Source organism: Ruminobacter sp. RM87 (assembly GCF_000701925.1).
Lineage (GTDB): Bacteria > Pseudomonadota > Gammaproteobacteria > Enterobacterales > Succinivibrionaceae > Ruminobacter > Ruminobacter amylophilus.
Genome location: NZ_JNKD01000069.1, coordinates 1 through 12630 on the forward strand (window position 1 = coordinate 1; position 12630 = coordinate 12630).

7 protein-coding genes are annotated in these 12630 nt (G+C 36.7%); 4 read left to right on the forward strand and 3 right to left on the reverse strand.

Annotated elements, in window-relative coordinates; genetic code table 11:
* Positions 1-238: 238 nt before the first annotated feature.
* The 3 genes from T489_RS0110755 to T489_RS0110770 all read right to left on the reverse strand — a co-directional run bounded on the left by T489_RS0110755 (position 239) and on the right by T489_RS0110770 (position 3968).
* On the reverse strand, positions 239-610 hold the full coding sequence (locus tag T489_RS0110755) for a hypothetical protein (RefSeq protein ID WP_031580039.1): 372 nt from the start codon (positions 608-610) through the stop codon (positions 239-241).
* A 190-nt stretch (positions 611-800) separates the two neighbouring features.
* On the reverse strand, positions 801-1757 hold the full coding sequence (locus T489_RS0110760) for a hypothetical protein (protein WP_157608221.1): 957 nt from the start codon (positions 1755-1757) through the stop codon (positions 801-803).
* A gap of 1842 nt (positions 1758-3599) precedes the next feature.
* Positions 3600-3968 (reverse strand): hypothetical protein, encoded by a 369-nt coding sequence (locus tag T489_RS0110770; protein ID WP_031580042.1) that lies wholly within the window; start codon positions 3966-3968, stop codon positions 3600-3602.
* 886 nt (positions 3969-4854) lie between these two features.
* Between T489_RS0110770 and T489_RS0110775 the strand changes: the two genes are divergently transcribed.
* The 4 genes from T489_RS0110775 to T489_RS0110790 all read left to right on the forward strand — a co-directional run bounded on the left by T489_RS0110775 (position 4855) and on the right by T489_RS0110790 (position 12559).
* Positions 4855-6879: a KAP family P-loop NTPase fold protein gene (locus T489_RS0110775; protein WP_031580043.1), complete on the forward strand. Its 2025-nt coding sequence runs from the start codon at positions 4855-4857 to the stop codon at positions 6877-6879.
* A gap of 756 nt (positions 6880-7635) precedes the next feature.
* Positions 7636-9489 (forward strand): hypothetical protein, encoded by a 1854-nt coding sequence (locus tag T489_RS0110780; RefSeq protein ID WP_031580044.1) that lies wholly within the window; start codon positions 7636-7638, stop codon positions 9487-9489.
* Positions 9490-9882: 393 nt separating this feature from the next.
* Positions 9883-10632 carry an LEM-3-like GIY-YIG domain-containing protein gene (locus T489_RS0110785; RefSeq protein ID WP_031580045.1) on the forward strand — a complete coding sequence of 250 codons (750 nt, stop codon included), beginning with the start codon at positions 9883-9885 and terminating at the stop codon, positions 10630-10632.
* A gap of 4 nt (positions 10633-10636) precedes the next feature.
* Complete coding sequence (locus T489_RS0110790) at positions 10637-12559, forward strand: DEAD/DEAH box helicase (RefSeq protein WP_051622042.1); 1923 nt, start codon at positions 10637-10639, stop codon at positions 12557-12559.
* Positions 12560-12630 lie beyond the last annotated feature (71 nt).

The following is a 12630-nucleotide window of genomic DNA, read 5'->3' on the forward strand; positions in this document are numbered from 1 at the left end:
GACGAAACGGCTCCTCTTTGCTGACTAATCAAAATTTTATCACAAGGAGGAAAAGAAACAAATAAAACACGGGAGATGATTAAAGAAAAAGAGATGCTTAATCCGCTGAAAACATCCCGTATCCGTGATGGACCGGTGTATGGATGACTTCCGTATTTTCGGATGCGCGTAACCTGAATTCAATGAAACATTGCGTGCGGACAGAGCCGGAACGGGGCCGGCCTGAAATACATCTGGTTTAATCCCGGCATAATCCGGTGAAAACGTATGTGTCACCGTCTTTTGAAAAACGGTAATAACAGACTTCCGCAACGGAACCGTCAGAGAAGGTTCCTCTGCCTCTGAAAAATTTTCCGCCTGTTTTGAGCTGGTTCCTGTCTTTACTGAATACCTCGAAAGCGTCCTTATCGGTACCTGTGCTCAGAAGTTCCAGTTTATCCAGTGTAATGTCGAGCTCTTCATCTTCAAGTGATTCGTTAATCATTTTTTTTGCGAAATGAGTTGCGCCTGAATCTGTGTGGTTTTCCCAAAATACAAAGCCGTTATAGATAAGGATGCCCAATGCGATGATTGTGGTGACAACAGTTACTGATGAAGATTGATTAGCCATTCGAATTATCCTTAATCTGCAATGAATGTTTTATATTTACGCCGAAGCTGTTTACGCGATTTATTTTGCTGTCGGATTTACCGTTCCGGTGTATCGGAATGATGTTTATAAATCAAAAAGAAAAACACGCTGCCGGCATATTCCTGTTATTTGCCGGAGCCTCTGGTCTTTAGGTTCCGACAGCTTCTGATTATTTAACCGGAGTGGTGTAATAATCCCTGAATTCATCTGTTGTTATGTAAAGATTCAGTTTTTTGTCAGGGGTTTTGTTTTTTGAGATCCACGGTCCGGCAAAAAATATCATTCTGTCTGTTTCTGATGCCGGTGAATTCTGTACGTCATCTGTTTTCATATCATCTGAAACAGGAGGCAGGTTTGCCGCTTTTCTAAGTGTGTTTTCGCTGATTCCGTATATGTGGCAGACCTCGCGGCTGTATTTTATCACAGGCTCGGGGTGTAGGGACAGTTTTATGTTAGGCCAACATGTGTATGTCAGTCCTATGATTGCCGTATTGAACTGGCTTATTTGAAAGTTGCAGCGTGTTTCAAAAGTTCTCTTCCAGCTTCGGAAAGAGCTTGAAATGTTTTTTTCTGTCCCCATATCAGACATCAGCATCAGAGGAGAATCGTAATTATTCTTTACCGCATGGTAAAACAACTCTGCAGGCTGCAGTTGAAGCTCCAGATGAATGCCTGATTCCAGGGCCTGGCGGAATCTCATTCCGTAATCACGTCTGGTTCTGTACACGATAAAAAATATCATAACGGTACTAATAACTAACAGAATCCAGAATATAAATACAACCTGACTGAAGGTTGTGCTGTGTCTGTCGACAGCAAAGATTTCGGACGGATCATCTTTTTCATAGATGAATTTTATTTTTTCACCGAGGAGTGCCGTACATTCAATATTTTTTATTCTCATCAGTTTCGGAACATTTTCTGAGTTTTCACTGGTGGACAGTACCTTCACATAATAATCGCATGTTTTTGAGCTATGGTATTTGAATTGGTCTGCCGATGAATGGATAAATCCCGTTCCGTAGGCGTAACCGCTCAATGTTATGTCAAAATATTTTTTTGAAATTACGGGAACGGATTTTACGACGTAGACAGTGCATGAAATAATCAGTGTTAAGGCGAACATAAACAAAAGCACATTCCTTAAGTAATGCTTACGTATAATCACTGAATCTGATATGTATCCCAGACTCTGTTTATCGAATATAATTGACGTCAGTATGTCTTTTTTATTGCTTGTGTAGTTCATTCCCGTAGTTCCGAATTAAGAACAGTGCGGGCTATTGTACAACTGTTTTCTAATAAATGACATTTATCCTAAAAAAATTGGGGACTTATCATGAAAATTTTGGGTTATTGTTCCCGTTGAAAAAAGGAATACCTTGATTTTTTAAGATGTTTATCTTCAAAGCGTAACCAAGATGTTTTGATGGTTTATGAAAAATATCTTTACAAGCCCTAAAAAATAGTTAACGTCCGTCAATATTGTTTAAACAAGTTCTAACATTAACATTTTGTAAAGGAAGCCTTTTCACATTGTCAAAGTTTAAGCAGTTTGTTGATTAAATAAACTTAACAAGACAGTGCCATCATTTTATCAGAATCCTTTGGTTTGATACGTTTGATATGGTTTACGAATCTGTTGCTGAAAGGAATCTAACTTCATCCAAACAACCTTTTATAGTTATTGGATTTTTAATTATTTTATTAGTTGTTTTTATTGCATCTATCAATTTATGTTGCATTTTATACTCGTTCTATGGGAACACAAATTGACTAGTTTAACAATTGTTTTATTTCAAATACTCCTTTACAAAAAAATTGATTTTTATGATTTGAATTTATTAGCGTTGTAATAACTCTAATAAATATATCATTTAATATCTAGTTTGTCTAATTAAGTACTATATCTAGTATTAAATAATACATAAATTTTTTTAAATTTTATGGAAAATTACTTAGTTTATAAGGGGTGATATGGTATAATACAAATATAGTTTAGAGTAAGTTAATAAGATATTTTAATTATTCTTTAATAATTCTATGACAATAAAAGGAGATTATTTATATTGAAATTTTCTATTAATACAGTTTTGAAAAACAGTACTAAATATAATAATTTAAATGTAGAGGAGAGTTATAAAGTGATAATATTGGATAGGTGGAATAATTTTTTTATTAGAAATAAGGTCCTTTTTTGGGGGACTATAATCGTGCTTTTTCTCTTTTTGATGGGGACAGGTGATATTTCTTTTACTTCTGGAAAAATACTTGATATTATTTTAAATATACAAATAATAACTCAAACCTATAATTAAAATATATCTACTGAGAGGTAAAGGAATCTCTTAACTCTTTCAGACTAAAACAACATACTATCATTCATTCTTTTATTTTATGTAAGAAAACAATAAGAGTATTAACTTAAACCAATCTCTGCAAATTGTATATAGCATAAAATGTTTAAAAACTCCTATTATATAATTTAACTTGTAGAATCAGGAGTTTTTCTTTATAGTTAGATAATAGAAGACTATCCACTGAATAAAGATTCGAAGCATCAGTTCACCCAACTGCTTCTTCAATAATAATATTGAAATCGTTGATAAGCAGGAGGTTTAAGATAACTTTAAGGATGAAGTATCGTCTTGATAACCTTAGGTGGAATTTAACCTCAAATTAAACCAGGGGTGTGACATAAAATTCGTGTATTCCTGTTAATTCTGTATTTTTTCCATCCCTTTATGTCACAAAACCTGTTCCAGAACGGTATGACAACATGCTGAATAAACGAGTATCATGAACAGATCTCCGAGCAGTACGAACAAACCGAGAACAGACAGTGTAAAGCAGTCTTCAAAACCTATTTTATCGCCGACATACAGGCATAGCGGGAGGCTTATGAGCGTAAGAGCTAGGATTGTAAGTCCCTCAGCAATGCCTGTAAAAAGCCCTGCAAAATCGTGGTTCAGAGAATATCAAGGGCATGAAGAACCGCAAACAGGTACGGGTACGATAAAAGGGCAGAACCATTGAAATCATAAATCCGTTTTCCCGTACGATGATCCTTCACGGAAGTTCCGTCAATATCGAATAACTTATTGCCGGTACGATGGTCTTTGATGCAGTTACCAGCAATGTCTAATAACTTATTGCCGGTACGATGATCTTTGATAAAGTTACCGTCAATATCTAATAACTTATTACCGGTACGATGATCTTTTATGAATTTATTATCAAGGTCAAATAACTTATTACCGGTACGGTGTTCTTTTATGCAATTGACATCAATATCAAAAATTTTTTGGCCATTGGAATGATCAATTATATACATCATGATAAATCTCCAATTTAGTTAAAATTTTCACGTGCGGGTATTCTATTTACATTAAGTCTATTATTATTTTTCCTGACGTGACCAGTTTATTGTCTTCTAAAATTTTGTAATTGAGATCTGTATATAAAATATTTATGTTATTTTGAATGATTTGACAGTCGTATACTCAATTTTGAGTTGTACCTGTGAAATCAGAAGCACGTCCGTTCACGTATGGTTTCCGTGGTCAAAATAATCAGGAGTTTTTGAATACTTTCAAAACAGTATCCGGTATGTTGAGAAATGCAGGTACGAAGCACTATTAACGATTCAAAAATGACTGACAAATATATCAAATTACTATTTAACTACCCCCTCAGGCACGGTAAAACCTTTAAATTTCATTTTTTCCGGGAACTGTTCAATATATTCAAAAAACAGGTGTGTATTTATGTGATATGTATAAAATTTCATCGATGTTTTTTTATTATCACGCTTCTCATGAAGTAATATTAATAAAGACTCGGCAATATGCCGTATTTATAAATTTTCAATACAGTAAGACGATATGTTTTTAATTGCCGATGGACGCAGGTGTATGTTGCAGGTTACGGGGCGTCTGTTACTGTGTAAAAAAGGTGGATATGTTTGCCGGTCTGGACAAAAGAGTTAAAAGTTTTCTGATTTTACAGTTAATGTCATTCAGTACAAAAAGGATGAAATCAATTTGGCCATAAGCTTTTTCTGATTATGAAAATTTTAATTTGAATTAGATAAACTATTTTTCATCGGATTACCGTTTGTTTATTTCATCATATTTACATACTGATGTCTTGAATGACCTGATTATATCAGTTTAATTTTCATTGTTTATCGTTCACCAGATCTACGTTAAGCGGGGTACGGAATGTCAATAAGCACAAATATTATCGATACACCTCTCATGAAAAGTGATGAGGATAAATTAGGTCTAACCAAATATATTAAAGCATTAAGTGCTTATTTGGAACGTGCAACCATGCCGACAACCATTGCGATACAGGGACAGTGGGGATCCGGTAAAACTTCTCTGATGAATCAGCTGAGGAATTCTCTGTGTGAGTTTGAAGGCCATAAGAATCCAAATGCTCCATATTTTGGAATATGGATAAATATGTGGGAGTATTCAATTATGAGAACTCCTGAAGAAACTCTTATGGGTGTAATTAAGGGGATGGTTGACGAGTGTACCAGTCTGGTGGAAGGGCAGAATAATTCGGCTAGTTCTACTAATCAATTGATATCAAAAACAATGTCATTCCTAAAAAAAACAGGATACATTGCAGCAAAAACAGCAGCCAAAACGCTTACTAACGTATCCGGAGGGCTTGTTGACGGCAATGAATTTTATGCAGCCGTTGAAGACACTTTATCAACATCAGAAAATGTAAAGGAAACCAGACCTAATGACCTAAAAAATGCTTTTGCTAAAGTAATTGATGAAAGTATTTCCCTAGAAAAATCAAAAGGATCAAACCGTAGGGGTTTCATTTTTTTCGTCGATGATCTTGACCGTATAAATCCGGAAGAAGCTGTCAAAATTCTGGAATTGCTTAAAAATATATTTGAGGTCAACAGCTGTATTTTTGTTCTTGCCATAGATTATGACGTGGTTGTAAAGGGATTAAAGGTAAAGTTTGGAAATGCGCCGGGACAGGGAATAGATGACAGAGCATATCGTTCTTTTTTCGATAAGATTATCCAAATGCCTTTTTCCATGCCTGTTTCTGCATATGACATAACCACATTCCTGACAGATTCAATTTTAAGCATAGGATTTATGAAAGAAGAGGATCTGAATACGAATCTAAAAAAATATATCTATACTCCTGATGATGAAGAAAATCAAAATATAGTGACCATTGATGCGCTTTCAGAAATGACTGATTATTCTACAGGCGCCAATCCCCGTTCAATAAAAAGATTAATGAACACACTTTCTCTAATCAGCATAATGAGAAACATTGAACTTGAGGACGAGGAGGATTCTCTGACTCTCAGTGATTACACGGCAAGCTACGGTCTTATCTGTCTGCAGATATCATATCCTGATATTTACGAATATCTTGTACAGGAACCCGGTTTTACAAGTTGGGATGAGATGACTGCAAGACAATTTCATTTAAATGAAATAAGTGAGGAAAAAAAGGAGCTTCTTGTTAACCTCGGAGAATTTGACGAGGAATGGGAGCAGGTTCTTTACAGGATGTGCCAGAAGAATACATACCTTGCAAACAACGCTTTAAAGATTTCAAGACTTTTGAATCTTATACGCAGTCTGATTGAGCCTCAGTCATTGGAAAACAGAATTGAGGATCTTTTGGGAATGTCGTCAATTACATCGGTTGCTTCATCAGATGAAAGCAATGCCACAGTTCAGAATAATATCAAAAAATGGAACCATACGAGGACGAATGATATTGATGACTATTTAAATCTGATTTCAAAAGAAGTTCCTGCAGACGTACTGGCTAACGTTAAGAAATTCGCTGAATATATCTTTTCCAAGTTTAGTGGTATTTCCAGGGTCATGGTGTCAAAGTCGGAAATTGCATTTTGGGTCACTAACAGAAGAGCCAAACGAATCAGAAAATTCTGTTCCGTAAGAGCAAATTTATGGAAAAAGGATGATAAAGGCAGAAGACAGTGGAGATGTAATATCTACTTTATGTCGACATCCGGTTGGACGGGAGATCTGTCACTATATTCCGGGGACGACAGGCCAAGAGTATACGTCAATGATGACGATTTTGTTGAGGAGCTTGGTTATACAGGTCCTACAGGTCCGGATGCCACCGTTGATGATTTGGAAAAATTATTTAGAATCTCATTCGAGGATGTGTCTTTGGATAGTTGGCCAGAGGATGTTAAACTGAGCGAAATGCTTATATAGGCACAGTAATCTAGGCTCCAATAAAGGAAAGTGTATATGCACTTTCCTTATCTGTTACGGGAATTTGTCTACAACCGGTATGTGACTGCCAGTACTTGCCATTTGAATGGTAATAATTCAGTAATCCTCGTACAGCGAAAATGTTACTATTCCGGCCCAAAAGAGGCCTATCCGTTTTTTCAATCCCAACAATGCAGGGACTGAATGCAAGAGCCCTTATTTCGTAAAATCCCTCGTAATTCAATCAATAGCCGGCAATCTAATGCAAATATTCAAACATTATTACTTATAGCGTAAGTCCGTATGAAAATTCCTCAGAAAGGGGAAGTTACAATCATGAGGGGGAATGGTGTTAACTTTTATGTGGTTTCTTGATAAACGATATTTATCAACCAAACGGAAATAAATCATCTCCAAATAGAACTTATGAAGCTATGGTAAAGTGACAATAAACAACTTAAATGTTGTGAGGTTATTGTTTGGTTTTGTGAGGTTAAAGTTATTTAACCTCCTTTTTTGACGGCTTCACTGATGAAAAGGGCTTATAAATCAATGGTTATATCTGTTTTGTGAGGTTATTGTGAAGTTTTATGAGGTTAAACACCGTTTTCTCTTTTAAAGACAGATGGTCACTGTTGAATTTATTTTCTGTAGTATATAGAATTTAACCTTTGCAGAAACGATTAAGATTTAGACAGTTCGAATTAATGAAGCAAATCCTTTGCTTAACATCACGAAAAGATAACGGGAAGAACGATGATTGAAAACAAGTCTGAACTTGCACTTTTAGACCTTATGCGCACTCTGGTCGACGGCAACCATGCCTGTGCGGACGAAGTAACAGTTGTAAAACATGGCACATCTGAGGCAAAGCTCAGACATTTGTCCGAATGGCGTTTTTATGCAGAAACATCTTCTGTGAAAGTGGAAGTCGGCAAAAAAGCTCCTTCTGGTTCTATATCAGTTAATGCGAAGGAATTCGAATTACAGAGAGACCGCTACATACGTGAGTTTTCAAATTCTCAGAATATGCTTGAAACAGCATTTAACATATTGAATGTTTCTTACGAAAAAGGAAAAGAAATCTCTGATATCGGTAACTTCAGAAAGCGAGCTGTCACAGCGACTGTCTGTTTGTCCTGCATTAAAGATTGTCCAGAATGTAAAGGTAAAAAGAAGGTAAGGTGTTCCAGCTGCGGAGGAAGCGGAAAAAAGACCTGTTCCAAGTGCAACGGAAGTGGAAGTTACGGCCAATCGGTTCCAGCCGACGATGGAAGCGGTTTTGGCACTGTAATGAAGTATTACACCTGTTTAGAATGTCACGGTAGCGGTAAAGTCGATTGTTTCAATTGTTTCGGAAGCGGTAAAGTCAAATGCAAAAAATGCCATGGCACAGGCATTATGACTCATTACATTACTGTTACAGGTTATGCTGATTCAAACGGAAAATGTTCAGTTCTGGAATCGACAGAGGAGGCCAGACTTCTGAATCAATACATTTCCGGATACGGAAACTTTAGGAAATTTGTTAAATCTGCAGATTTTTCTTTTTCCGGAAAGTCTTTTCCAGAACCGGACATCGCTCTTCTGGAATATTCCGGAACCATTGAAACAGCTGATTTGACATTCTCGGTTAAAGGTCTAGATAAAGAATACCGTGTTCTTTCCTTCGGAACTCCCGCAGAACTCTTCATGACCTGCAACATTTATGACGACCTTTTTTCTGAAGAGATTGAATACATTAAATCTCATTCTGAGTCAAAGACCGGCAGGGCGTTTTTCAAAAACGAACTTGAGAAACTGGAAAAGTTTTCCATTTTTCAGAGAGTTTTTGAATACCTTGCTGCAAACAAGAAAAACAGAAATGACCCGGATGTGGGACAGTATTTTTCAGATTTGTGCTGCGGATGCATAAGCGGTGAAGCCGCTAGCATTCTCGGGTTTCATTCGAGCAGAATCCTTAACAGCATTTCGGCCACTCGAAACATGCTCATTACACTGATTGCTTTTTGTGCGGTATTTGCAGTCTTTGCAGTAGATGACGAGCATTTTTTCGAAATGAATTACAGCGGAAAAATCTCAGACATTGTGATAAGGTACCTTCTGGATCTGGCAAAAGCAATTCTTATTTATCTCGTATTGCTGATTGTAAACCGTGTTATTCTGGATCTGAAAAATATCAGAGTGAAAAGGGAATACCGGCAGACATGCAGAGAATATTACTTTAGAGCATATATGTTCCTGCTGCATGTATGCGTTGCGGTATCGTTCACCTATGGCATTTTTGCACATAAAGGTGATGTGCCTGCTGTCGGAAATGCTCCATACGCCTTAAAGATAGAATATGTTGATCCGTACATAACAGATCCTGCCGGAAAGGCATGGGATAAAACTCTTGATTTCGGATATTCATACGTTCTTGTTCCGATTAAGAAAGGTATTGATAAATGTAAGTCTGAGTTTAATGCCAGTTCTTTGAGAAAGTCGGAGCCTAAATCTGCTAAAGATAAAAACGGTAAAAGGAATTCTCAGCCTGCAAACTCAGGGAAAAAGAAAAAACGGAATTCAAAGTCGAAAGAACCTTCAAAAAATAAAAACAATCAGAAATGATCCGTTTCTTTCGGATGCTCTACGGCAAATAAAAGGGTATGCTGTGGTGCTGTTTATTACCTGACCTTAAAGGAAACTTACAGTCTAACGCCTCAATTGAGAAGAAACACATAAGCGAAGAAGTATTATCAAGAAAGTTATTTTTAGTACTTTGATCAAGGAAACCTCGGAACCAAACAAAGCCAGACAAAAACAGTTCAAAATTCTTCGTGTTTTTGTTTATTTTGTATTGGATTTGTGAGGTTTTTCTATCGATTTTCCTGTAGTAATTGAGTTTATTACCAATCTGTCATAAAGTTAAAGAATTCACTTTCAGCAACACTTAATTTAGTTACGTCCAAGCATGGTTACACAGATAAAGTTGCGAATAAAAATGCCTTAGGAGTAATGAACATGATAGATAAGTTTTCTAATGAAACAATTAAGGCTCTAAAATTTTACGTTTATGTATATTCAGATCCTGATACCAAGAAACCTTTTTATGTGGGGAAGGGACAAGGAAACCGCGTTTTTCAACATATTTGGGATGATTCTGAAAGTGAAAAGGTTCAGAAAATTAAAGAAATCTTTGAAAGAAAAAAGGAACCTCTAATTGAAATTCTTGCACACGGTCTTAATGAGAAGACAGCTCTCAAGGTTGAAGCTGCTGTAATTGATTTAATAGGTATTAATAATCTTACTAATCAAAAACGAGGCTATGAATCAAGTACATATGGAAAAATTGAAGTTTCTGCACTAGAGTCCAGGTATGCAGGTGAAAAATTAGAAGATGCCGATATTAAGCATAATTTAATGCTTATCAGAATAAACAGAGTTTACAGAAATGACATGACTCCGTATGAATTATATGAAGGTACAAGAGGTTGCTGGAAACTCAGTTTAGATAGTGCTGAAAAAGTCGATTATGTATTATCTGTCTACGATGGCATGGTAATAGAGGTCTATAAACCAGTACAGTGGTTTGAAGGATTAACAACTTTTACCACTAAAGATGATGATAAAAGTCAATGGACTCAGCCAAGGTATGAGTTTGTGGGGCGAATAGCTGATCCTAAAATAAGAAAGAAGTATGTCGGAAAGTCAGTAGCAGAATATTTTAAAAAAGGTGACCAGAATCCGATAAGGTATGTTTGGGGGAAATAGTTTTATGTCCGTAATGAGTAATTTTTGTAACTACCCTGTTGGAGCCCACATAATAATCAGAGATGCTGAATGGAGAATTATTGAAGTTCAGCATACAACAAATAATAACTTCAGACTTACCTGTACCGGTCTGTCTGATTTGGTTAGGGGACGAAAAGGAATTTTCTATACAGGGTTGGAAGATGATGTAAAAATTCTTCTACCTGATGAAACCGAGCTGAAACAGGATGATTCTTCCGGGTTTATTAAATCCAAACTTTACATTGAATCCGTACTGCGTTCTGCTCCAAGAACCAATCCAGGTAAAATTTACGTTGCGGACAAAGCTGCGATGGATGCTTTGCCGTATCAGTTTGATCCGACAATTCAGGCTCTTTCTCAGACAAAGCCAAGAATTTTAATTGCGGATGCCGTAGGTATCGGTAAGACCTTGGAAGCTGGTATTTTAACCTCAGAACTTATGGCAAGAGGCAGAGCCAGACGTATTTTGGTTGTGGCTACCAAGGCAATGCTTTTGCAGTTTCAGCAGGAATTCTGGAACAGGTTTTCCATTCCGCTTTGTCGTTTGGATTCTGTGGGTATTCAGCGTTGTATCAATAGAATACCGGTAAATAAAAACCCGTTTGATTATTTTGATAAATCAATCATTTCCGTGGATACACTCAAACAGCCTGAATTTCTTAGCTATCTTGAAAAGTCTCAGTGGGATTTGATTATCATTGATGAAGCACATAATGTTGCTTCAAGAGGTGACAGCAGAAGCCAAAGAGCAAGGCTAGCCAACTTATTATCAAAGCATTCAGACAGCATGATTATGCTGACAGCAACTCCTCACGACGGCAGTGCTAAAAGTTTTGCGAGCCTAATGAATATCCTGGATCCAACCGCAATACCTGATCCGGAAAATTATCGGGCTGATGACTTTCTTGATAAAGGGCTGGTAATAAGAAGATTTAAATCGGACATAAAGAATCAGGTCGCTAAAGATTTTCCTGAACGTGTTATAAAGACTCAGAAGATAGATGCTACACCACAGGAAAACCAGGTTTTCGCTGAAATTGAAAAGCTGTTTATAAAAGAAACAACTGAAGGAAAGAAGGTGAAAGGACATCATCTTTTTTCCAGTGTACTGACAAAGGCTGTATTCTCGAGCCCCGCAGCATGTGAAAGTGTTCTTAAAAACAGAATAGCAAATCTCGAAAAGAAGACTAATGCTGATCTTGATGAGATAAGCAGATTAAAAGAAATCCGTTCTCTCGTAAATGCTATTTCTGTGGAACATTTCAGTAAATTTAATTGGCTGGTCGATTACCTTAACGGCAGTGAATTCGGTTGGGATAAAAACGATCCTAAGGATCGTTTAGTTATTTTTACGGAATCAATTCCCACATTGGAATTCTTGGAGAAAGAATTACCATTAAGGATTGGCCTTGGCAAAGACAAAAAACAGGTAGTCACACTGCATGGGCAGATGCTAGACAGTGAGATAGCTGAAATAGTAAATGACTTTAATAAGGAATCCTCTAAAGCCAGACTGCTTATCTGTTCTGACGTGGCTTCAGAAGGTATTAACCTTCACCATCTGTCTCACCGCATGATTCATTTTGATTTACCGTGGTCATTAATGACATTCCAGCAGAGAAACGGACGTATTGACAGATATGGTCAGAGCAGACAGCCGTATATCATGTATCTGCAGACAATTGCCGAAAATAAAAAGGCAAAGGATGATGCTTACATTTTGGAGAGATTGCAGCAGAAAGACGATCAGGCTCAGAAGAATATTGATGACCCGTCAGAATTTTTAAAAAGCAAAGAGGAACAGGAAAATGATACCTTTAATCTGATAGAAGGTAATACAGATACTGTTTCTGACGACACGGAAGTACCTGATGAAGATTTTAATTTACTCAACTTTCCCACATGATTTTGAGTGGAAAAACATAGCGCAACCTTAATCCATGCGGTTTAGGTGTTTTTTAAAAACATGTATTGATT